Raw genomic sequence first — 22,629 nt, 5'->3', positions numbered from 1 at the left:
CCTGTCATCTCCCTCACCATAGTCTTCCTGCCAGCATCGTGAACCGGATCAGCGTCAGCTCATCGCCCTCTTCGAGCCTCAGCGGCTCATCCAGCGCGGAGCATTCCTCTTCCTGTACGAACACCTTGTACAATCCGTCTTCAAAAGCAAGCAGTTCCGCAGCCGTAGCCTGCTCTACCTCAGGCTTCGTCTCGCCGTACACCGTGCCGAACCCGACCTTGCCGTTATCACCCTGCTCCACAATTTCATTTGCGGTCAGGTAAGGGATCAGATCTCCCCGCTCCTGCCGCTCCAGCATCGCCTGCACCTGCCCGGCTACAATCTCCGAGATCAGCTCGCGAAGCGTCTGCGGACGATCAGCAAGCAGCAGCTCCCTCCGCTCAAGCACCGGCCTGCGTTTGCCCAGGCTTTTGACGGTTACATACAGCTTCATGGCCTTCCCTCCTTACCTCAATAGCTCTATTCGACAGATGATCTAGTTCATTACCCATTTTCGCAGAAACCAACCCGCTCCCGGCTGAAAATTCAAATTTGTGCGGATACAGGACATCCGGTATCTGTACAGCTCTTTTTTTGCTAAAATAGAAGGGTCGGCGCATTTCCGAGCAATCTTGGCGCCAGTCACTGAAACGGAGGCATTACCTGTGGATTATATTATTCTGGACATCGAATTCAACGGCCGCAAATTTGCCAGTGAGCATCCCATGGAGGTCATTGAGATCGGAGCGGTCCGGTTAGACGCTTCATTGCAGGTTAAGGATGAATTCTCAGCCTTAATCAGACCCATATACTTCTCCACCTTGAATTCATTCATCAAGAAAAAAACCGGCATCCCCCAGGAGGATATCGACGTCGCCAGCCGGTTCCCGAAGGTCATTACCGCCTTCAGAGCGTGGCTTGACCAGAGCGCTGACGGTGTGCTGCTCTTCACCTGGGGCGGTGAGGATATGAAGCGGATTATCCAGGATGTGCGGATGCACAAGATGGATGATGCCTACTGGATGGAAGCCACCTACTTCGATCTGCTCAAGGGCGTCCTGCGCGCCCGCAGCCTCAGTAACGACATCAGCGTTGAAGGGGCTATGGCCCTCTTCGGCCTGGAGCCTTCCGGCTCCGCCCACCGCGCGCTGGACGATGCCAAGATGACGGCTGAGATCTTCCGCGCAGTCTTCAGCGAGCTGGACTTCGAGCGGTCGCAGCATTATGTCGATACCTTCTCGAACGCCAGGGAGCGCAAGACGGTTAAGATCGCTATCAAAGCGATGACCGGCCAGAAAATCGTCCCCACCTGGGAGCTGGTCGCCGAGCATTACTTCCCTGCGGAGGATGCCCTGGCGGACCCCCGGAAGCTGGCAGAGCTTAAGGCGTATTTCGCCGCCCAGCTTGGCAAGAAATAGACCCATATGCCCGCGCAACAGCGGCAATCTCCCAAGGCATAGCCCGGGCGGTCGCCGCTGTTTGCTGTTGTCAGTCCACTCCGGTTACCCGCCCCGCTGTCTGGTTATTCTACAAATTAAGAGTTGACCTTGCCGTTACGTCAAAGTATACAGTTAGATCTGTAAGCGGCCGCTTACACGGCGGGAACGCCTTGAACCCGTTCTCTGCTGTATACGCCAAGACAGATTGGAGGCAGATAGGACCATGGAATATACGGTGCAGAAGCTGGGGACACTTGCGGGGATCAGTGCACGGACCCTGCGGTATTACGATGAATTCGGTATTCTGAAGCCGGCCAGAATCAGCTCCTCGGGATACCGGATCTACGGCCAGGCCGAGGTAGACCTGTTGCAGCAGATTCTGTTCTACCGGGAGCTGGGCCTCAGCCTTGCGGCGATCAGAGACATTGTCCATTCACCCTCCTTCGACGACGCCCGCGCCCTGCGTGAGCACCATGACCAGCTGCTTCAGCGGAGACAGCAGTTGGACCGGCTCATCGCGAACGTTGAGCAGACCATTGCACACACAGAAGGGAGAAGTCCAATGAGCAATCAGGAGAAATTCGCAGGCTTCAAGCAGAAGCTGATTGACGATAACGAGCAGAAGTACGGCCAGGAGATCCGGGAGAAATACGGCGGAGAAGCCGTGGAGCAGTCGAACCGCAAGCTGAGCCATATGACGGAGGAGCAATACGCTGCGCTTCAGCAGCTGGAGGCCGACATGTTCGCGTCACTGGAGCAGGCGATGGAGGAAGGCGATTCGGCAAGCGAGCTGGCGCAGAAGGCCGCTGACCTGCACCGCCAGTGGCTAAGCTTCTACTGGGATACTTACACCAAGGAAGCCCATGCAGGCGTAGCCCAGATGTATGTCGATGATGAGCGCTTCACCGCTTATTACGACCAGCGCCGCCCGGGCATGGCCGCGTTCCTGCGGGATGCTGTCCACGTGTATACGGGAGCGAAGCAGTAGACGTAATAGTTTAGCAAAGAGGCAGCCGTTCATCCGGCTGCCTCTCTTTTACATATCAATCATCATCCTCGTCAGAATCCGTATCGGTGTACACAACCTTGGCAGTATACGCATCGACACCTACTTCTGTCTTGACCTGCCCGTTCCTGATTTCAACCTCATAGACAGCGCCTCCATGGTCCCGGTCCAGATCAATCTCGGTGACCGTCCCCTTCACAGCAGTTTGAGCCACCTCAGCCGCCTTGCCTGCGGTAATCAACTTCCCGCCTGAAGCCGGAGCTGCCGTGTAAGAACCATCATCGTCTACATCCTTGCGCACGCTGATTACTTTTCCCGAATACGCATCTACCCGGACATCTATCTCCTGCTTGGTCTGCTGGATTTCGATATCGTAATACGTGCCGCTGGCCTTCTTCTCCAGATCGACGCTCTCCACCTGTCCCGGTGCTGCCTTCAAGGCAATCTGCTCAGCTTTGCTTACACTGATCAATGTTGTACTCTGACTCTTCACTGCTGCGGCTGCTTCTGCCGTACTGCCCTTCAGCTCGCCTATACCATAAGCGCCTCCGAGAATAAGTGCTGCCGCCGTGATACTACTCCATATCTTGGTCTTCAATGTTAACGCCTCCTAAGTTCATTCTTCGCTGCTTCATGTAGTAACTATAACGCTACAATCTGAGAGAACAGCGGGAGCAACATTAGAATTCGCTGAGAAAACAAATAAATAGAACACTAGGAATCCTCCCTATCCGGCTCTTCCCAGGTCACAGACATAATATGTCCCGAGATTGCGTTGACCTGAACTACGGCCTCCCGCCCGTCTGAAGTATGAATCTCCACCAGATAAAAAGCGCCCGCCGCATCGATTCCCGTATCCACATCGTCCAGCTCCCCCGGTACCTCAAGCAGAGCCAGTCTGACAGCCTCCGCTTTGGAGACTACGCTCTGCGCTGACGGGGTAGGTGCTGGTGACGGGGTAGCGTCAGCTCCGCCAGATGGAACCGGAGTAGCGGCAGACGTAGGCTGCACCGCCGGTTCGTCCGTGCGCTTCAGCAGCACGATGGAGAGAATCTCGCCAGTAACTCCGTCCAGCTTCAGCTCATACCGTCCTTGCTCCGTCTGAAGCACCGCTATATAAGCTCCGGCTTGCAGCTTCAGACTGTCTACCTTACCGGCATATTCACTCAGCACAGCCAGCGTAGCCTGATCTCTGGATAACAGCGGCTCCGAATCCTTCCCGAATATCCGGAAGGCAACCCAAGCCAGCAGCAGGAAGACAACCATACCTATGACTGCCTTAGACATTTTGCTCTTGTTCCTTGGATGCTGGTTCATTGTCCACCTCCCCTGCGGTCCGCAGCCATACGGATCGTCACCGAGGTTCCCAGGCCTACCGTACTATCCATGGACAACTCCGCTCCGATCGCCCCCGCGATCTCTGCGGCAAGCGACAACCCCAGGCCTGCCCCTCCGTTCTCACGGGTTCTCGCCTCATCCACTCTATAGAAACGGTCGAATATTTTCGGCAGCTCCTCCGGCGGAATTCCAATGCCGCGGTCGGTAATCACAATCATCCGTTCCTGCCCGGAAGCCTCAATACGCACGGTTATCTGCTCATCGCTGTATTTGCGGGCGTTGTCCAGGAAGATGAACAGCAGCTGCCGGAGCTTCGCTTCATCGCTGTAGCCTTCGACCGGCCCCTTGACCTGAATCGTGACCTCTCTCCCGTACGCATTATAAAAAGCCTTCGCCGAAGAACGGGCCAGCGCCTCCAGATCCATCACCTTTAGCTCCAGATCCCACTGCTCCGGGTGCTTTGCCAGCAGCAGCAGCTGCTCCGTCATTTCCTTCATCCGCACAGCTTCGGAATGTATGGCCTCAACCGATTCATCGAACAGCTCCGGGTGATCCCGCCCTCTGCGCTTCAGCAGACTGGCATAGCTCTCAATAACCGTCAGCGGTGTGCGCAGCTCATGGGAGGCATCCGACACGAATTTCTCCTGCTTCACATAATTGCTCTCCAAGAGGCCAATCATTTCGTTGAAGGTATGCCCCATCTCCACAAGCTCATCCTTCGAGTGTGCTTCCAGCGGAAGCCTGCGGAATTTCCCGCTGCGCTGAATCTCCCGCATGGTCGCCGTCATTTGGACGATGGGCCGCATAATCAGGCCCGACAACAGACGGCTGGAGAGCAGCAGCGGAAGCAGCGCCGCAAGCGTAGCCCCGGCCAGGACCAGCCGCAGGACCCGCAACGTATCCATCGTGCTCTCCAGGCTTTTGGTCATCTGGAGATTCAGGACGTTCCCGTCCGTCCAGATGACCGGAATGCTCACGAACGCATACAAGCGTCCGTCCACCCGGACCCGTTCCGCCTCCTTCCCGGAATGGTAGACCGGCTTCATACGGCTGATCTCCTGCCCGGAGGCTGAGGTAACCGGCGCCGATCCGCTACCATCCGCAGCGAGCAGCCGCAGCATTCCCTCCACCGGCACATAAGCCCGGAGCAGCTCCGGTGCCGTTACCCCAGCTCCGGCTTTTCTCATCGCGGCAGCGATTCTGGCCGTCTCGGCAGACGCCTGCCCGAGCTGGCTGTCTAGTGACATCCGGCTGAATACGGCGTAGATGAACAGATTCATGAGGATAAGCAGCACGGCGAACAGCACGCTGGAATACAGATGAATGGTGCTCCGCAGCTTCATGGGGTATCCTTCAACACATAACCAACGCCCCGCACGGTATGAATCAATTCAGGCTGGGGGTCCAGCGTAATTTTTTTGCGGACATAGCGGATATAGACATCCACAATATTCGTATCACCGTAATAATCGTACCCCCAGACGGCGGCCATGATCTGTTCCCTGTTCAGCACCTGACGCTTATTCTTCAGCAGGTAGACCAGCAGGTCGAACTCCCGGGGAGTCAGCTCGATGCTCCGGCCTGCCCGCTTCACCTCCCGCGTAACTTCGTTCAGCTCCAGATCATCTGCCATCAGCAGGTTGACGGCTTCCTCTTTCCTCCGCCCCGAGGCCAGCCGCAGCGCAGCACGGACACGCGCCAGCAGCTCCTCAATTTGAAACGGCTTCGTAATATAATCATTGGCCCCAAGGTCCAGGCCCGACACTTTATCCTCTACTGAGCTCTTGGCTGTAAGCAGCAGAACCGGCGTATCGGGATCGCCCGCCCGGATTCGCCGCAGCAGCTCTATGCCGCTGAATCCAGGCAGCATCACATCCAGCAATAACAGATCCGGCTGCTGCTCCTGGTACATCTCAAGCCCCTGATGGCCGCTGCCGGCAATACACACACGGTATCCCTCGCATTCCAGCTCAATCTGCAGCAGACGGGCAATTCTCACCTCATCCTCCACAACCAGGATCAATTCTGTCATCGGCGCTCCGCCCCTTCTACTTGGTTGCCTCCATTGTAGGGCATGGGCAGCTACAGTTTCAAACTCCGCCCGCTATTTACTATCTCCCTCTATATGCAAAAGGGTGCTTCCACCGTAATACCGGCCGGAAACACCCCTGTCCATCCCCATTCCTGCTGCGTCTGAACCGGCAGCCGCTACAAGCTGCGGTGCAGCAGCGTAAGCACCCGGCGCAGGTCGGCAACCGCCACCTGCCCCGGTGCCGAAGGCTTATGCGCCGCACCGAAGGTCAGCGCCGAGCCGAAGATCTCTCCGGCCAGCCGGCTGATCACGCCCTCCCCGGCCATCGACATCGTAATGATCGGACGGTCTGCATACTGCTCCTGCATCCGGTTCGTTGCCGCCAGCAGGGTCAGCACATCGGCTGGACCTTGCGGCATTACGGCAATCTTCGGCAGATCGCCGCCCAGCTCCTGCGCCCGGCGCAGCCGGGAGACAATCTCATCCTCGGACGGCGTCCCGTCGAAGTCATGATTCGAGAGAATCACGAACACCGCCTGTCCATGCGCTGCTGCAATCAGTCTGCGGACCTCCGCTTCCTCTTGGAACAGCTCCACATCCACCATATCCACCAGCCCGCTCTCTACCGCCGCCTGGATCAGCCGGAAGTAATATGCTGAGGAGATTTCCTTCTCGCCGCCTTCCCGGGCGCTGCGGAAGGTGAAGATCAGCGGAATCTCCGGCAGCACGCGCTGGATGTCCTCCAGCACCTGGGTTACGGCATTAATATCTTCCACCTCCGTGAAGAAATCACTGCGCCACTCCACTACATCCGGCGCCAGTGCGATCAGCGCCTCAGCTTCTTCACGCAGTTCCGTCCGCGTCGTTCCGACCAGCGGAACACAGATTTTGGGCATCCCTTCTCCGAGGGTTATATTCTTGACGGTTACTGTACCGCTCATCCTGTCAGCTCCTTAGCGGACCCGGAGTCTCAGAGCTTCCTCTGACGCTCCCCGCTTAATTTGTCTATTATATAAAACGCACTTAAGGTTTGAACTCGAAGCTTGGTCGTCGCTGCGGTGAACATTTGGACTTCCGGCCGCTGTTGTCAACAGATTTCTTTGATTTTTTCCCGCTATTCACGGATGAAATCCGTTGACAAAGGCGGACGCTACCGCTCCTACAGTTCCAAATTTCCCCTCCGCTTCTTTTTGCTTTTCGTTAATTTCTTTAGTGCGTCTTATATAGCATCTGCTTCCTCTATCACACATACGGAATCTACAGGCATCTACTGCTCATGAGACTCCGCATTAGCAGCTGTCCGCAGGAACTGCTCTACCTCTTCCAGTCTGGGCAGAGAAGCAATCGCACCGGTCTTGCCAACCGACAGTGCACCGACAGCATTGGCGAAGCGGACCGCTTCCTCCAGCGTCCTGCCGCAGGTCAGCTGCCAGGCCAGCGCCCCGTTGAAGGAATCACCGGCTGCCACCGTATCTACCGCCTGCACCGGGAACCCCTGGACATGCCGGCTTCCGGCAGCATCCACGATTAATGCCCCTTTGGAGCCCAGCGTTACAATCATGTGCTGGACTCCTTTTTGCAGCATGATCCGAGCCGCACGCTCTGCATCCTCCACACTCTCCACAGAGATACCGGCCAGAATGCCCGCCTCTGTCTCATTCGGAGTCAGGTAGGTGACATGGTGCAGCAGCTTATCACTCAGCAGCTGGGCCGGAGCCGGATTAAGAATCACCGGAATCCCATGCCGGAACGCCATAACTGCCGCAGACTCGCACATCGCCAGATCCGTCTCCAGCTGCATCACCACGATCCCGGCCCCGCTGATCACTGTCACAAGCGCTTCAATATCCTCCGGCTTCATCTCCACATTCGCACCAGGCACTACGATGATCCGGTTCTCCCCGGCCCCGTCCACTACAATGGAAGCAACCCCTGTAGCCTGGGATTCACTCTGCGAGATATACGCGGTATGAACCTGCTCCTGCTCCATAATCTCCAGCAGCCCGCTGCCAAAAGCATCCTTGCCCACTCTGCCGATCATCGTAACATCCGCACCAAGCCGGGCCGCAGCGACAGCCTGGTTCGCCCCTTTTCCGCCCGGAGACAGAGCGAACCCCTGACCGAACAGGGTCTCACCGGCCTCCGGCGCGCGCTCTGCCCGCACTACCATATCCATATTCAGACTTCCAATTACGACTATACTCAATCCTTTACACCACCACTTGGTTTATTGTTTATTTATGGTTTAGCTTATGATTTAGATGAACCATGTACAATTATTCTCCCCTTATCTTATGGCCTTCCGGCAGGTTTATCAAATTTTATTTATCGGGTCCGCATGCCGCCAGTTGTCACCGAAACTCCGCTGTGCTTTTTAAGGATAAATATGCTAGAATGATGGTGCAATCGCTTCCAGAGCCCGTCCTGCCTCATGGAGCAAACGTTTGCACCTTAGATACAGCCTGCAGTAACTCGTTATGATCTAAATCGCATTTAGGAGGCTTATCACGTGAGCGAGAACCACTTACCGTCAGTAGCTTATTTCAGCATGGAGTATGGACTGCATTCCGATTTCAAAATGTACGCCGGAGGCCTGGGCATTCTGGCCGGAGATTACATCAAGGGCGCGCAGGATATCGGGGCACCCATCATCCCCATCGGACTCAAATGGAAGCAGGGCTACACGGACCAGAAGATTGATGCGGACGGCAACCCCTACGACTCTTACCACAACTATGTGTACGACTTCCTGGAAGATACGGGCGTCAAGGTCACGGTAAAAGTCAGAAAGACCGATGTGGTCTGCAAAGTGTGGAAAACAGACCATTTCGGCAACCGCCCGCTCTATTTGCTCGACACCGATATCCCGGAGAACAGTGATGCCTGGATTACCGGCCAGCTCTACGGCTGGTTCGGGGAGGAGCGGATTGCCCAAGAGATCGTTCTGGGCATCGGCGGCGTCAAAGCCATGCGCGCCCTGGGCATTAAGGTCGATGTCTATCACTTCAACGAGGGGCATGCGGCGCTCGCAGCGATCGAGCTGATCCGGGAGAAGATGTGCGGCGGCAGTACCTTTGAAGAAGCCTGGAAGGCTACACGGGAAGAGGTTGTGTTCACTACACATACACCGATTAAGGAGGGAAACGAGACCCATCCGCTGGATCGGCTGGAATACATGGGGGCCTTTAATGGCTTAACACAGGCACAAATGGAGCGGATCGGCGGAGAACCCTTCAACATGACCGTTGCCGGCCTGCGGCTGTCGCGGATCTCGAATGCGGTTGCCCAGCTTCATGCCGATACCGCGAACAAAATGTGGAAGGAAGTCGCCGGCAGATCAGAGATCATCGGCATCACCAATGCGATTCATACCCCTACCTGGGTAGATGAGCGGATGACCCGTGCTTTTGAGGAGGGCGGCGACCTGTGGGCGGTGCATAAGGAGATCAAGCAGGAGCTGATCGGTTTCATTGAGGAACGCTCCGGCATCGCCCTGAATGCGGACCATCTGCTCATCGGCTTCTCCCGCCGGGCGGCTCCCTACAAGCGCAGTGACCTGATCTTCTCCCAGCCGGACATTATTGAGCCGTACCTGGAGAGCGGCAAGATCCAGATTGTATTCTCCGGCAAAGCGCATCCGCTCGACGACAACGGCAAGCGGATCGTCAGCAACCTTGTAGCCATGATGCGCAAATATCCGAAGAGCGTAGTCTTCCTGGAAAACTACGACATGACCATCGGAGCCCAGCTGACCCGCGGCTCTGACATCTGGCTGAACAATCCGCGCAGACCGCTGGAAGCAAGCGGAACCTCAGGCATGAAGGCCGCCATGAACGGCGTCCTGAACTGCTCCATCCTGGACGGCTGGTGGCCGGAGGCCTGCATCGACGGCGAGAACGGCTGGCAGATCGGAGACGGCTTCGAGACCACCGACTTTACGGTGCTTGACCAGCATGACAGCGATGCACTGTACGAGACCCTTCTGAACCGCGTCCTCCCGGTCTTCTATGAGGATCAGGCCAAGTGGGTACAGATGATGCACCGCAGCATCGAGACCACCCGCACCGAATTCGCCACCAAGCGCATGCTGGATGAATACTATAACCGGATGTATATCCCAAGCTAACATGCAGTAGCTCTTGCTCCCGTCACCCGCACCCCGTTGCTGCTGGTCCGTTACTGTTCAAGAATCTCTCCTCCTGTCCGCTGCTGCGGGCGGGAGTTTTTTTGCCCACTCTCCACTCTCCGCTTCCGCTTCATCTAAGCCAAATTTCCTTGTCTGTAACCTCCAGCTCTAGCATGAACCTGCTTTCTTCCGCATAATGTTAATTATAATAATTATAAAAAAGGATTGATTTTATTTAAATTCTTGCTATTATAATACTTATACTTAATCTAAAATCAAATCCTATACGAGGTGATTGTGTTCATGACCACAAACAATAACAACAAGCTAACCACAAGCTGGGGCGCCCCTGTAGGCGACAACCAGAATTCTATGACAGCAGGCTCACGCGGGCCTTCTTTGCTGCAGGATGTCCACTTGCTGGAGAAGCTGGCCCACTTCAACCGTGAGCGTGTTCCTGAACGTGTCGTCCATGCCAAAGGCGCCGGTGCCCATGGTTATTTTGAAGTCACCAATGATCTCTCCCAATATACGAAGGCTTCCTTCTTGTCCGGGGTCGGCAAACGCACCCCGATGTTCATCCGTTTCTCCACCGTAGCCGGAGAATCCGGGTCTTCTGACACCGTGCGCGATCCGCGCGGCTTTGCTGTGAAATTCTACACCGAAGAAGGCAACTACGATCTGGTCGGCAATAACACGCCTGTCTTTTTCATCCGTGATGCCATTAAGTTCCCGGACTTTATCCATACCCAGAAACGTCATCCGCAGACCCATTTGAAGAACCCGAATGCGGTCTGGGACTTCTGGTCCCTCTCCCCCGAGTCTCTGCATCAGGTGACGATTCTGATGTCTGACCGCGGCATTCCGGCCACCCTCCGTCATATGCACGGCTTCGGCAGTCATACCTTCAAGTGGGTCAATGCTGAAGGCGCAGCCGTCTGGGTGAAGTACCATTTCAAGACAGAGCAAGGTGTCAAGAACCTCGATATTAAACTGGCTGCACAGCTCGCCGCTGACAACCCGGACTATCATACGGAGGACTTGTTCAATGCTATTGATAAGGGGGACTTCCCTGCCTGGAGGCTGCATGTGCAGATCATGCCTGTAGAGGATGCTGACACCTACCGTTTCGATCCGTTTGATGTCACCAAGGTGTGGTCGCAGAAGGATTATCCGCTGATTGAGGTAGGCCGCATGATGCTGGACCGCAACCCTGAGAATTATTTCGCCGAAGTGGAGCAGGCCACCTTTTCCCCAGGCTCGTTCGTTCCAGGCATAGAAGCTTCTCCAGATAAAATGCTTCAGGGCCGCCTGTTCGCGTACGGGGATGCTCACCGTTACCGGGTAGGAGCGAACCATAACCACCTGCCGATTAACCGGCCTATCGCAGAGGTCAACAATAATCAGCGCGACGGCGCGATGAATGCTACGAATAACGGAGGAGGCTCCGTCTATTACGAGCCTAACAGCTCCGGCGGAGCCACCGAGTCACCGCAGCATAAACCGGCTGCATTCGAAGTCTCCGGCCAGGCGGACAGTGTTCCTTATGACCATGACGATCACTACACCCAGCCGGGTGACCTGTACCGTCTGCTGAGTGAAGAGGAACGTGCCCGGCTTGTGCGCAACATTGTAGGTGCCATGACTCCAGTGCAGTCCGATGAGATCAAGCTTCGCCAGATTGGCCACTTCTACAAAGCCGATCCGGAATTTGGACGGAGAATCGCAGAAGGACTGGGATTGTCTGTAGCAGAATAACCCCTATCCACAGCAAAGAAGGGATAAGCATCGCTTACCCCTTCTTTGTTTTATTATGCAGCTTATATTTCCAGAATAATAAGACAGAGAGAATTCAGATTAGTGCCCAGCGCCATGATTGTTAACAGAGATAGTACCGGAGGATGCAGATAAATGACCGCCTGCGCTTGCCGTTGTTACCACTACGCTTGTGCTAATCAACAATACGGCTGTTAATAACGAGATCGCCTTTTTCATCTTTTAAAAACTCCCTCTCTAAGATATTTTTCATTATATTTTGATAAGATTCTTGTTGTTCTGCGGTCGCATGGCTTCGGATATGTTCATAAAACGACACGATCTTCCTAAAGCCTGTCCCATCATAAAGTTTACTACTTATTACCAAAATATAGAGAGTCAGATTAATTGCATCATGAATTTTTTCCCTTTTATACAAATAAATTGCACTAAGATGCATATAGTCTATGTAGTATCTGATGTCTTCCTGCTTCGCTCTGCAGCTCAGTTCCTGCAACGGCTCATTGAACTCATCCAGTACCCAGTCGATAGAAAAGTTATACTTAATGGCAGATTCCAGCACAGTAATCAGGCAGGCAAGCAGCTCTTCCTGGTCCCCTGTGCGAATGAATTCAACATAATCAGGAAGAACTTCTACCTTCCCTTCCAGCAGATCAATGACGAAGGTATTCGCTATCGCAATATTCTTGTAGTATTCCACTTCCACAGCAGCTTCATGATCCACATCCGTGATCCAGCTCAAATCCGAATACAAGCCTATACACTTTCTTGATTCAGCCAGGTTACCGAGCTTTTGATAGGCAATCCCCTTCATGCACGCGCTGTACCCGAGATAATACGCTATATTTTTTTTCAAAAAATACTTCTTTGTACCCTGTTGATGGGAGCCGTAGGTTAGAACTGCAAGTTCAAAGAGCTTGTCTGAAATCTCGAGAATTGCTGTCCAGTTCTCCCATGAGAACGAAACTTTAAGCATATCTGTCAAAGAGTCTTCATTCATCCCATCCAGTTCCAGCAATTTCTATCTTGCCTCCTATCATTCCATTATATTCCAATAATACTCTGCTTCTTCGCTCCGGTCAATTCATTCCCGACATATATATCTCTAAAAAACCCTTTATTCTCTAGTTGAGCTATTCAATTTAACCTTTTCGACATTTTTATTCCATAATATGTAATATCATAATCTGCGACTAGCGCTTATACACATCCAGCCATTGCCCCAGCTGCTCCTTCAACCGCGCCCTGGCCGATTCCGGCTCCAGAATCTCCGCATTCAGGCCATATTGCAGAATCCATTTCATGAACTCCTTCTCATTATTAACCGTGACTTCGAACAGTAGCGTTCCATCGCCTTCTTCACTCATCCGGGGCTGTACGAACAGCTCCTCTTCCTTAATGTAACGGGCAACATCCGGATGGAAGCGTACCTTGAACGTGATATTCCGGGTCCCCCGGTTGATCGACCAGGTATTTTTCAGATATTGCTTAATATTGAAATTCCCTTTATCAAAAGTGGACGCCGTCATCTCTACCTGCTCAAACCGGCTGATCCGGAACGTGCGAATCGCCCCCTTCAGATGGCAATAGCCAATCAGATAAAAGCGCTGATCCCGCGGGATCAGATAATACGGATCAATCTCCCGCGCTGTAGTGGCGTTGCGTGACTGCGAGTGGTAGACCGTTCGAATGCTGCGCTGCTCCAGAATCGCTCCAATGAGCGGCTGCAGGAAGTTCCGGCTCTCCTTGCGGTAGGCCGGTGTGCCCATTTGAATAATATCCGCGATATTCTCCAGCAGGCCATTCTGCCTCGATTTCTCCTTCAGATGAGTACCCATCACCTTGTCATACGCAGAATGAAAACCCGGCGGAATCCTATCCTTATTCAGGACCGAAGGCAGCAGAGAGAAGGCCAGCGACTCCTGCTCCGAGAAATCCAGCGGATACAAAAAGAACTTCCCCATGAACCGGTATCCCGTGCCTCTCCCCTCATTTGTAACCGGAGCAAAGTGACTGATCACCTCAAGATCCCTGTAGATCGTCCTAATATTCACCTCGCACCTAAAGGCCAAATCTGCTGCGGTAATCCCGGGGTTCGACTGAATGGCGTTAATGATTCTGAAAATCCGTATTACTTTGTCTGTCATAACAAATGCTCCTCAGCTTCCAAGTAAATGTTGCCTATGATCCAATAGTTATACTATATCAGTTCTATAGAAACATAACGCCCTCCAATACTATTGCAATCCCGGCCCTTGCAACAAAATCATCACCCTAATACATTTCCTAAATAGCAAAAAAAGTCCGCCTTCCCCATAGGGCTGACGGACTCAGGTGGTACAGATATAAGCGGGTGATGGGAATCGAACCCACGCTATCAGCTTGGAAGGCTGAAGTTCTACCATTGAACTACACCCGCACAGGTGAAATAAAATATCGGGATGACACGATTTGAACATGCGACCCCCTGGTCCCAAACCAGGTGCTCTACCAAGCTGAGCTACATCCCGTTAATACAAAAGTTGAATCCATGAAGTAAAAATGGTGCGCCCTGAGAGATTCGAACTCCCGGCCTTTTGATTCGTAGTCAAACGCTCTATCCAGCTGAGCTAAGGGCGCAAAATCTATATGGAGCGGACGACGGGAATCGAACCCGCGACCCTCGCCTTGGCAAGGCGATGCTCTACCGCTGAGCCACGTCCGCAAAAACATGGTGCGCGTGAAGGGACTTGAACCCCCACGTCGTGAAACGCCAGATCCTAAGTCTGGTGCGTCTGCCATTCCGCCACACGCGCACACGTTACAAGAAAATGGTGAGCCATGAAGGATTCGAACCTTCGACACCCTGATTAAAAGTCAGGTGCTCTACCAACTGAGCTAATGGCTCTCATAAGAGAAACAACCGAAAATAGATGGCTGGGGATATAGGAATCGAACCTATGAATGACGGAGTCAAAGTCCGTTGCCTTACCGCTTGGCTAATCCCCAATATTATAATTAGCAAAATACTACGGAATCGGAGGGATACTCTATACTTCGAGATATAGGATGCTCAATCCAGGGATTTCTCATCCCTTACGCCATTAAAATGGCGGAACCGACGGGATTCGAACCCGCGATCTCCTGCGTGACAGGCAGGCATGTTAGGCCAACTACACCACGGTTCCAAAGTAATATTGCGGGGGCAGGATTTGAACCTGCGGCCTTCGGGTTATGAGCCCGACGAGCTACCGGGCTGCTCCACCCCGCGTCATTGAACAAAATCTATTCGGTTAAAGATAGATGGTGGAGGCTGAGGGGTTCGAACCCCCGACCCTCTGCTTGTAAGGCAGATGCTCTCCCAGCTGAGCTAAGCCTCCATATATGACTCGTATGGGATTCGAACCCATGTTACCTCCGTGAAAGGGAGGTGTCTTAACCCCTTGACCAACGAGCCACGCTGTTCTATTACTTGTAAGGTATTGCTACGGAGAGAGAGGGATACTCTTCACTTCGTTACGAGATTGCGATGTAGTGCTAACGAAGCTTATGCTCCAACGAACCACTGAGGGTTCTCATCCCTTTTCAAAGAAGTATTGCTACGGAGAGAGAGGGATTCGAACCCTCGAGACGCTTGTGGCGCCTACACGATTTCCAATCGTGCTCCTTCGGCCAAACTCGGACACCTCTCCATATGGCTCCCCGAACAGGACTCGAACCTGTGACAACTCGATTAACAGTCGAGTGCTCTACCAACTGAGCTATCAGGGAATATGTAAACAAGACGGGCAAAAAAAATACCACAGTGTGTGTGGATGGTCCGCTTGGCGGCGTCCTACTCTCCCAGGACCCTTCGGTCCAAGTACCATCGGCGCTGGAGGGCTTAACGGTCGTGTTCGGGATGGGTACGTGTGGAACCCCTCCGCTATCGCCACCAAACGGGCATTTACAGCGTAAATGCTTCAGGAAATTGATTCCTGAAAACTGAATCCGAAATGAATCTGCGTTGTAGAAATTTGGATAAGCCCTCGACCGATTAGTATTGGTCAGCTCCATGCATTGCTGCACTTCCACCTCCAACCTATCTACCTCGTCGTCTTCAAGGGGTCTTACTAATTGGGAAATCTCATCTTGAGGGGGGCTTCACGCTTAGATGCTTTCAGCGCTTATCCCGTCCGTACGTAGCTACTCAGCCATGCTCCTGGCGGAACAACTGATGCACCAGCGGTACGTCCATCCCGGTCCTCTCGTACTAAGGACAGCTCCTCTCAAATTTCCTGCGCCCACGACAGATAGGGACCGAACTGTCTCACGACGTTCTGAACCCAGCTCGCGTACCGCTTTAATGGGCGAACAGCCCAACCCTTGGGACCTACTTCAGCCCCAGGATGCGATGAGCCGACATCGAGGTGCCAAACCTCCCCGTCGATGTGGACTCTTGGGGGAGATAAGCCTGTTATCCCCAGGGTAGCTTTTATCCGTTGAGCGATGGCCCTTCCATGCGGTACCACCGGATCACTAAGTCCGACTTTCGTCCCTGCTCGACTTGTAGGTCTCGCAGTCAAGCTCCCTTATGCCTTTGCACTCTGCGAATGATTTCCAACCATTCTGAGGGAACCTTTGAACGCCTCCGTTACTCTTTAGGAGGCGACCGCCCCAGTCAAACTGCCCGCCTGACACGGTCCCCGTACCCGGTAAGGGCACTAGGTTAGAACCTAGATACGATCAGGGTGGTATCCCAACGGCGCCTCCGCAGAAGCTTGCGCTCCTGCCTCAACGGCTCCCACCTATCCTGTACAGATCGTACCCAAATTCAATATCAAGCTGCAGTAAAGCTCCATGGGGTCTTTCCGTCTTGTCGCGGGTAACCTGCATCTTCACAGGTATTAAAATTTCACCGGATCTCTCGTTGAGACAGCGCCCAAGTCGTTACGCCATTCGTGCGGGTCAGAATTTACCTGACAAGGAATTTCGCTACCTTAGGACCGTTATAGTTACGGCCGCCGTTTACTGGGGCTTCGGTTCACAGCTTCGGGTTGCCCCTAACCACTCCCCTTAACCTTCCAGCACCGGGCAGGCGTCAGCCCGTATACTTCGCCTTACGGCTTCGCACAGACCTGTGTTTTTGCTAAACAGTCGCTTGGGCCTTTTCACTGCGGCCCCCTCGGGCTATTCACCCTACCGAGGCACCTCTTCTCCCGAAGTTACGAGGTCATTTTGCCGAGTTCCTTAACGAGAGTTCTTCCGCGCGCCTTAGAATTCTCTTCTCGCCTACCTGTGTCGGTTTGCGGTACGGGCACCTTCTCCTGGCTAGAGGCTTTTCTTGGCAGTGTGAGATCATGACCTTCGCTACTGTAATTTTCGCTCCCCATCACAGCCTGGCCTTAGTAGTGTGCGGATTTGCCTACACACCAGCCTCACTGCTTAGACGGACATATCCATCAGTCCGCGTCACTACCCTCCTGCGTCACCCCATCGCTCATAGCGGATTACGGTGGTACAGTAATTTCAAACTGTTGTCCTTCGACTACGCCTTTCGGCCTCGCCTTAGGTCCCGACTTACCCTGAGCGGACGAGCCTTCCTCAGGAAACCTTGGGCTTTCGGCGGATCAGATTCTCACTGATCTTTTCGTTACTCATACCGGCATTCTCACTTGTATGCTGTCCAGCGCTCCTTACGGTACACCTTCAACCTACATACAACGCTCCCCTACCCCAGATGCAAAGCATCTAGCCATAGCTTCGGTGGTGTGTTTAGCCCCGTTACATTTTCGGCGCAGAGTCACTCGACCAGTGAGCTATTACGCACTCTTTCAATGGTGGCTGCTTCTAAGCCAACATCCTGGTTGTCTGTGCAACTCCACATCCTTTCCCACTTAACACACACTTGGGGACCTTAGCTGATGGTCTGGGCTGTTTCCCTTTTGACAATGGATCTTAGCACTCACTGTCTGACTCCCGGCAAGAAGTACATGGCATTCGGAGTTTGACTGAGCTTGGTAACCCTTGCGGGCCCCGCACCCAATCAGTGCTCTACCTCCACGACTCCATTCACCGAGGCTAGCCCTAAAGCTATTTCGGGGAGAACCAGCTATCTCCGAGTTCGATTGGAATTTCTCCGCTACCCCCACCTCATCCCCGCATTTTTCAACATGCGTGGGTTCGGGCCTCCAGTGCGTGTTACCGCACCTTCACCCTGGACAGGGGTAGATCACACGGTTTCGGGTCTACGTCCACATACTCAGTCGCCCTATTCAGACTCGCTTTCGCTGCGGCTCCGGCTTCTCACCTTAACCTTGCATGTTAAACGTAACTCGCCGGTTCATTCTACAAAAGGCACGCCATCACCCATAGAAAGGGCTCTGACTTTTTGTAAGCACACGGTTTCAGGTTCTATTTCACTCCCCTTCCGGGGTGCTTTTCACCTTTCCCTCACGGTACTGTTTCACTATCGGTCGCCAGGTAGTATTTAGCCTTAGCAGATGGTCCTGCTGGATTCATACGGGGTTTCACGTGCCCCGCACTACTCGGGATCCGTCTCGGAGAGAACACAGTTTAGGCTACAGGGCTTTTACCTCTATCGCGGGCCTTTCCAGACCTCTTCGCCTACCATCTTCCTTTGTAACTCCATGTGAGACGTCCCACAACCCCAAGAGGCAAGCCCCTTGGTTTAGGCTGTTCCGCGTTCGCTCGCCGCTACTGACGGAATCACTATTGTTTTCTCTTCCTCAGGGTACTTAGATGTTTCAGTTCCCCTGGTCTGCCTCTGCGTATCCTATGTATTCAGATACGAGTAACTGCGAATTACCACAGCTGGGTTTCCCCATTCGGACACCCCCGGATCAAAGCTTGCTTACAGCTCCCCGAGGCAGTTTCGTTGTTCGCCACGTCCTTCGTCGGCTCCTGGCGCCTAGGCATCCTCCGTGTGCTCTTAGTAGCTTAACCAATGCTCCGGCGTTTCGCTTGTTTGCACAATCGAAAACCTTCGCTTAGCATCACTAAAATATTGAAACTTGTTTACACAAGTTCAGCTTAAAGGAATGTTCTAAAACGCAAATTCATTTCGGTATCCAGTTTTCAAGGATCAAAGTTAAAGATGAGAGCTTAAACTCTCAAAACTGACCAACGAGTGAGTATTCGAACCCAAGGGTTCTATTGTGGAAGCTTTAGCTTCCGATTTGAATGTTTCCGTTGCAGGAAACGATTCTCCATAGAAAGGAGGTGATCCAGCCGCACCTTCCGATACGGCTACCTTGTTACGACTTCACCCCAATCATCTACCCCACCTTCGGCGGCTGGCTCCCTTGCGGGTTACCCCACCGACTTCGGGTGTTGTAAACTCTCGTGGTGTGACGGGCGGTGTGTACAAGACCCGGGAACGTATTCACCGCGGCATGCTGATCCGCGATTACTAGCAATTCCGACTTCATGCAGGCGAGTTGCAGCCTGCAATCCGAACTGAGACCGGCTTTGCTGGGATTGGCTCCACCTCGCGGCTTCGCTTCCCGTTGTACCGGCCATTGTAGTACGTGTGTAGCCCAGGTCATAAGGGGCATGATGATTTGACGTCATCCCCACCTTCCTCCGGTTTGTCACCGGCAGTCACTCTAGAGTGCCCAGCTCAACCTGCTGGCAACTAAAGTCAAGGGTTGCGCTCGTTGCGGGACTTAACCCAACATCTCACGACACGAGCTGACGACAACCATGCACCACCTGTCTCAACTTTCCCCGAAGGGCACCTGATGCATCTCTGCTTCGTTAGTTGGATGTCAAGACCTGGTAAGGTTCTTCGCGTTGCTTCGAATTAAACCACATACTCCACTGCTTGTGCGGGTCCCCGTCAATTCCTTTGAGTTTCAGTCTTGCGACCGTACTCCCCAGGCGGAGTGCTTACTGTGTTAACTTCGGCACCAAGGGTATCGAAACCCCTAACACCTAGCACTCATCGTTTACGGCGTGGACTACCAGGGTATCTAATCCTGTTTGCTCCCCACGCTTTCGCGCCTCAGCGTCAGTTACAGCCCAGAAAGTCGCCTTCGCCACTGGTGTTCCTCCACATATCTACGCATTTCACCGCTACACGTGGAATTCCACTTTCCTCTTCTGTACTCAAGTCACCCAGTTTCCAGTGCGACCTCAGGTTGAGCCCAAGGTTTAAACACCAGACTTAAATGACCGCCTGCGCGCGCTTTACGCCCAATAATTCCGGACAACGCTTGCCCCCTACGTATTACCGCGGCTGCTGGCACGTAGTTAGCCGGGGCTTTCTTCTCAGGTACCGTCACTCCGGTAGCAGTTACTCTACCGGACGTTCTTCCCTGGCAACAGAGCTTTACGATCCGAAAACCTTCATCACTCACGCGGCATTGCTCCGTCAGGCTTGCGCCCATTGCGGAAGATTCCCTACTGCTGCCTCCCGTAGGAGTCTGGGCCGTGTCTCAGTCCCAGTGTGGCCGTTCACCCTCTCAGGTCGGCTACGCATCGTCGCCTTGGTGAGCCGTTACCCCACCAACTAGCTAATGCGCCGCAGGCCCATCCCCAAGCAGCAGATTGCTCCGCCTTTCATTCTCTCTTCAGGAGAGGAAAGAAATTATCCGGTATTAGCTACCGTTTCCGGTAGTTATCCCAGTCTTGAGGGCAGGTTGCCTACGTGTTACTCACCCGTCCGCCGCTAAGTTAATCAGGAGCAAGCTCCATCATAACTCCGCTCGACTTGCATGTATTAGGCATGCCGCCAGCGTTCGTCCTGAGCCAGGATCAAACTCTCCAAATTGGTATTTAGAAAGAGCGATTGCTCATTTTGAAACATCTGACGAGAATTTTCATTCTCATTTTTGGATCTCGCCGAAGCGATTTCCGATACTCACTCGTTGTTCAGTTTTCAAAGATCAAGCTCGTTGTCAGCGACGATTACTTCGTCACCAGCAACTCTTATAATATATCACATCCAGTCGATCAATGCAAGCTCTTTTTTCAACTTCTTTTCGAGCAAACCGTTGATGTTTCGCGGCCAGAAATAGAATATATCATGGTTAGAGATTCATTGCAAGCATTATTTTATAACAATTATCTTCGAATGAGATTAGCTGTAACTGGACAGAATAACCGAATATCTAAACGTAAGCTATGGAAGCCACAAGCATACGTTATCTAACCTTGTAGGGGGATTGTTGTGGACACTCATGAATTCGTGGAGAAGTTCCAGGAGAACCAGCGTAAAGCGCTAAAGAACAGAAAGCGGGGTAAAGGCACCCCTGGCTCACGGCTGGCCAATAAACAGCATAGCTCTAACAAATAACAGCAACAAGCACGCCACAAGCGGAAACGGCTTTGCCGACTTTTTTAAAACAAAACAGGGATGTCTGCGCGGCCAGTTACGGCTCTGCGGACATCCCTTTTGCATTCTATTCTATAGAAGCAGCAGTAATTATTTGCTCATTTTCGTTACGCCTACAGCCACTTTCTCGATTTGCGCTTTGCTAAGTGATTTATCCGCGGAGCTGATGGTTACAAAACGGTCTGCCAGCTTGAAGGTCAGCATCGGCGTATCCGAAGGGGTGTACCATTTCGCCTCAGTTCCATTGGAGAGCTTAACTGTGCTGCCGTCATAACCATTGGAATAGTCACGCGGAGAGACATTCACACGCATTTTATTGAACAGGAAGCTTACCCCGTCATCGCCGCCCGCAACCTTCTGGAAGGCATCTCCACTGACCATCTGTGTCGGGGCATATGCAGTCTCAAACCCCTCGTAGTTGGCAAAAGCCTTGATAATCTGTTCTTTCTGCGCTGCAGTGTATTGAACCGCCGTCAGCTTCACAGCTGAACCATTATCCGGCGTTGTGCTCCCTGTTCCAGTCCCAAGGATAACCTCATTCGTGGAGGCATTGAATGTCACCGGCACCTTCAGTGCATCTGCCATCGCCCGGACCGGAAGATACGTTGTATCCTTATAAGTGATGGGCGCCATCGTTTTACCGTTGTTATCAACCGGGGTGTAGGCTGCTCCGTTAACCTTGAACCCGATGCTATGGTTAAGATAGGCGCTGATCTTCTGCATATTCGTTCCTGCGTAGACCCCTGCTGAACCTGTAACGGCCATTCCGAATACCATCGTTGCTATGATCATTTTTTTGCTTTTCATTGAATATCGTCTCCCTTAGGTGTGTTGTTGTTGTGTGTGTTCCTTGCTATAGACTTATTAAACCATTAACTTGTTTCTAACTTGTATCCGGATTGTAAAGAAGTAATTCAAATGCTCACCCCATACACCTCTGTGTACAAAACATCTCTGAAATGGAGGAACTCCTTCATCGTCACCGGCTCCGGGTAGGTCATAATGCGCAGTGGAAGATCGGCTTGCCCCGTACGCAGCGGCGGCTGCATATAGTCATAGGGATTCAGGTAAAAGCCCAGCCGCTCATAGAATCCGATTCTTCTCTGCTCCAATTCCCCGTCCGGCGGCTCTACCTCAAGCAGCACCGGCTTGTCCGAACGCATAAGGTAGCTGCTCATCAGCTTGCGGCCGATCCCTCCGCTCCGGCGCTGGGGATTCACGGCAATATGCTCGATGAACCGCAGTTCAGGTAACTCCCATGCCGCCAAAAAAGCCAGTATGTGCCCCTCCGTATCCTTGCTGGAATAGAGATGATAGTTGGGATGATCCAGCAAAGCCTGCTGCCCGCTGCGGGTTCTAATCTCACTTACCGGAAAAGAAGCTTCCATTATAGCGAATATCTCATTGAATTCCGTTTCACTAATGCTTGCTTCATTAATGGCTGTCTCATTGATCACTGTGTGCTCGTCCATGGCCGCTGCCTGCTTTCTGCCGCTTCGCTGCGTGAAGGGCTCTAATGTATGGTTCCCTTATCCGGTTAAAAATACCTTCAGGGATTCTGTACGCATCAAGATACTTCAAAATAAAGACTGTCACAGAACATTCTCCGGTGTCCTA

The 22,629-nt window shown here is 53.0% G+C and carries 16 protein-coding genes, 13 tRNA genes and 3 rRNA genes; 5 read left to right on the top strand and 27 right to left on the bottom strand.

All coding sequences use genetic code 11. The features are described from left to right. Window positions 1-13: 13 nt before the first annotated feature. The gene (locus tag NST43_RS02685) at window positions 14-433 is read right to left on the bottom strand and encodes a hypothetical protein (RefSeq protein ID WP_339222384.1); all 420 of its coding nucleotides are present in this window, start codon (window positions 431-433) and stop codon (window positions 14-16) included. A 211-nt stretch (window positions 434-644) separates the two neighbouring features. Here NST43_RS02685 and NST43_RS02680 point away from each other — a divergent pair, with 211 nt between their 5' ends. Both NST43_RS02680 and NST43_RS02675 read left to right on the top strand, forming a co-directional pair. Next, window positions 645-1,397 (top strand): 3'-5' exonuclease, encoded by a 753-nt coding sequence (locus NST43_RS02680; RefSeq protein WP_339222382.1) that lies wholly within the window; start codon window positions 645-647, stop codon window positions 1,395-1,397. A gap of 244 nt (window positions 1,398-1,641) precedes the next feature. Then, window positions 1,642-2,406, top strand: coding sequence for a MerR family transcriptional regulator (locus NST43_RS02675; protein ID WP_339222380.1), 765 nt, complete (start codon window positions 1,642-1,644; stop codon window positions 2,404-2,406). Between the two features lie 55 nt (window positions 2,407-2,461). Here the strand turns inward: NST43_RS02675 and NST43_RS02670 are convergent, their stop codons facing one another. The 6 genes from NST43_RS02670 to rbsK form a co-directional block, all read right to left on the bottom strand. Continuing rightward, window positions 2,462-3,022, bottom strand: coding sequence for a PepSY domain-containing protein (locus tag NST43_RS02670; protein ID WP_339222379.1), 561 nt, complete (start codon window positions 3,020-3,022; stop codon window positions 2,462-2,464). 116 nt (window positions 3,023-3,138) lie between these two features. After that, complete coding sequence (locus NST43_RS02665) at window positions 3,139-3,741, bottom strand: PepSY domain-containing protein (protein ID WP_339222377.1); 603 nt, start codon at window positions 3,739-3,741, stop codon at window positions 3,139-3,141. Beyond that, window positions 3,738-5,105, bottom strand: coding sequence for a HAMP domain-containing sensor histidine kinase (locus NST43_RS02660; RefSeq protein WP_339222375.1), 1,368 nt, complete (start codon window positions 5,103-5,105; stop codon window positions 3,738-3,740). The genes NST43_RS02665 and NST43_RS02660 overlap by 4 nt, the downstream gene beginning before the upstream one ends. Continuing rightward, window positions 5,102-5,794: a response regulator transcription factor gene (locus tag NST43_RS02655; RefSeq protein WP_209992215.1), complete on the bottom strand. Its 693-nt coding sequence runs from the start codon at window positions 5,792-5,794 to the stop codon at window positions 5,102-5,104. The genes NST43_RS02660 and NST43_RS02655 overlap by 4 nt, the downstream gene beginning before the upstream one ends. Before the next feature lie 176 nt (window positions 5,795-5,970). Next, window positions 5,971-6,735, bottom strand: coding sequence for a type I 3-dehydroquinate dehydratase (gene aroD, locus NST43_RS02650; RefSeq protein ID WP_339222374.1), 765 nt, complete (start codon window positions 6,733-6,735; stop codon window positions 5,971-5,973). A 326-nt stretch (window positions 6,736-7,061) separates the two neighbouring features. Continuing rightward, window positions 7,062-8,000 carry a ribokinase gene (gene rbsK, locus NST43_RS02645; protein ID WP_339222372.1) on the bottom strand — a complete coding sequence of 313 codons (939 nt, stop codon included), beginning with the start codon at window positions 7,998-8,000 and terminating at the stop codon, window positions 7,062-7,064. Window positions 8,001-8,303: 303 nt separating this feature from the next. On the opposite strand from rbsK, the gene glgP reads away from it, so the two are divergent. After that, window positions 8,304-9,920 (top strand): alpha-glucan family phosphorylase, encoded by a 1,617-nt coding sequence (gene glgP, locus NST43_RS02640; RefSeq protein ID WP_209992218.1) that lies wholly within the window; start codon window positions 8,304-8,306, stop codon window positions 9,918-9,920. A 303-nt stretch (window positions 9,921-10,223) separates the two neighbouring features. Further along, on the top strand, window positions 10,224-11,678 hold the full coding sequence (gene katA, locus NST43_RS02635) for a catalase KatA (RefSeq protein ID WP_339222370.1): 1,455 nt from the start codon (window positions 10,224-10,226) through the stop codon (window positions 11,676-11,678). 193 nt (window positions 11,679-11,871) lie between these two features. On the opposite strand, the gene NST43_RS02630 is transcribed toward katA, so the two are convergent. The 18 genes from NST43_RS02630 to NST43_RS02545 all read right to left on the bottom strand — a co-directional run bounded on the left by NST43_RS02630 (window position 11,872) and on the right by NST43_RS02545 (window position 20,448). After that, on the bottom strand, window positions 11,872-12,714 hold the full coding sequence (locus NST43_RS02630) for a DNA-binding protein (protein WP_339222369.1): 843 nt from the start codon (window positions 12,712-12,714) through the stop codon (window positions 11,872-11,874). Between the two features lie 175 nt (window positions 12,715-12,889). Beyond that, entirely contained in the window at window positions 12,890-13,843 is a 954-nt protein-coding gene (locus NST43_RS02625) for a WYL domain-containing protein (RefSeq protein WP_339222367.1), read from the bottom strand. Between the two features lie 201 nt (window positions 13,844-14,044). Continuing rightward, window positions 14,045-14,115: transfer RNA gene (locus tag NST43_RS02620), tRNA-Gly, on the bottom strand. 17 nt (window positions 14,116-14,132) lie between these two features. Further along, window positions 14,133-14,206 (bottom strand) — tRNA-Pro (locus tag NST43_RS02615). Between the two features lie 32 nt (window positions 14,207-14,238). Further along, window positions 14,239-14,315, bottom strand: a tRNA-Arg gene (locus NST43_RS02610). A 10-nt stretch (window positions 14,316-14,325) separates the two neighbouring features. Further along, window positions 14,326-14,400, bottom strand: a tRNA-Gly gene (locus NST43_RS02605). 7 nt (window positions 14,401-14,407) lie between these two features. Further along, window positions 14,408-14,491, bottom strand: a tRNA-Leu gene (locus NST43_RS02600). 16 nt (window positions 14,492-14,507) lie between these two features. Then, a tRNA-Lys gene (locus tag NST43_RS02595) sits at window positions 14,508-14,583 on the bottom strand. A gap of 26 nt (window positions 14,584-14,609) precedes the next feature. Next, window positions 14,610-14,684, bottom strand: a tRNA-Gln gene (locus tag NST43_RS02590). A gap of 101 nt (window positions 14,685-14,785) precedes the next feature. Beyond that, window positions 14,786-14,863 (bottom strand) — tRNA-Asp (locus tag NST43_RS02585). 9 nt (window positions 14,864-14,872) lie between these two features. Continuing rightward, window positions 14,873-14,946, bottom strand: a tRNA-Met gene (locus tag NST43_RS02580). 33 nt (window positions 14,947-14,979) lie between these two features. Continuing rightward, a tRNA-Val gene (locus NST43_RS02575) sits at window positions 14,980-15,055 on the bottom strand. 5 nt (window positions 15,056-15,060) lie between these two features. After that, window positions 15,061-15,132, bottom strand: a tRNA-Glu gene (locus NST43_RS02570). A gap of 145 nt (window positions 15,133-15,277) precedes the next feature. Continuing rightward, a tRNA-Ser gene (locus tag NST43_RS02565) sits at window positions 15,278-15,367 on the bottom strand. A 3-nt stretch (window positions 15,368-15,370) separates the two neighbouring features. Continuing rightward, window positions 15,371-15,446: transfer RNA gene (locus NST43_RS02560), tRNA-Asn, on the bottom strand. Between the two features lie 51 nt (window positions 15,447-15,497). Further along, window positions 15,498-15,614: ribosomal RNA gene (gene rrf / locus NST43_RS02555) — 5S ribosomal RNA — on the bottom strand. Window positions 15,615-15,691: 77 nt separating this feature from the next. Then, a 23S ribosomal RNA gene (locus NST43_RS02550) occupies window positions 15,692-18,620 on the bottom strand. Between the two features lie 269 nt (window positions 18,621-18,889). Then, window positions 18,890-20,448: ribosomal RNA gene (locus NST43_RS02545) — 16S ribosomal RNA — on the bottom strand. Together the 16S, 23S and 5S rRNA genes with 13 tRNA genes alongside form the textbook arrangement of a ribosomal RNA operon. A 399-nt stretch (window positions 20,449-20,847) precedes the next feature. On the opposite strand from NST43_RS02545, the gene NST43_RS02540 reads away from it, so the two are divergent. After that, window positions 20,848-20,973 (top strand): DUF4023 family protein, encoded by a 126-nt coding sequence (locus tag NST43_RS02540; protein WP_209991912.1) that lies wholly within the window; start codon window positions 20,848-20,850, stop codon window positions 20,971-20,973. Between the two features lie 129 nt (window positions 20,974-21,102). On the opposite strand, the gene NST43_RS02535 is transcribed toward NST43_RS02540, so the two are convergent. Both NST43_RS02535 and NST43_RS02530 read right to left on the bottom strand, forming a co-directional pair. Next, window positions 21,103-21,819, bottom strand: a complete 717-nt coding sequence (locus NST43_RS02535) for a hypothetical protein (RefSeq protein WP_209991913.1) — start codon at window positions 21,817-21,819, stop codon at window positions 21,103-21,105. Window positions 21,820-21,926: 107 nt separating this feature from the next. Beyond that, the gene (locus NST43_RS02530) at window positions 21,927-22,484 is read right to left on the bottom strand and encodes a GNAT family N-acetyltransferase (protein WP_209991914.1); all 558 of its coding nucleotides are present in this window, start codon (window positions 22,482-22,484) and stop codon (window positions 21,927-21,929) included. Window positions 22,485-22,629 lie beyond the last annotated feature (145 nt).

Origin of the sequence: Paenibacillus sp. FSL H8-0332 (genome assembly GCF_037963835.1) — a bacterium.
Lineage (GTDB): Bacteria > Bacillota > Bacilli > Paenibacillales > Paenibacillaceae > Paenibacillus_AQ > Paenibacillus_AQ rhizoplanae.
This window is presented reverse-complemented; position numbering and strand designations above follow the sequence as displayed.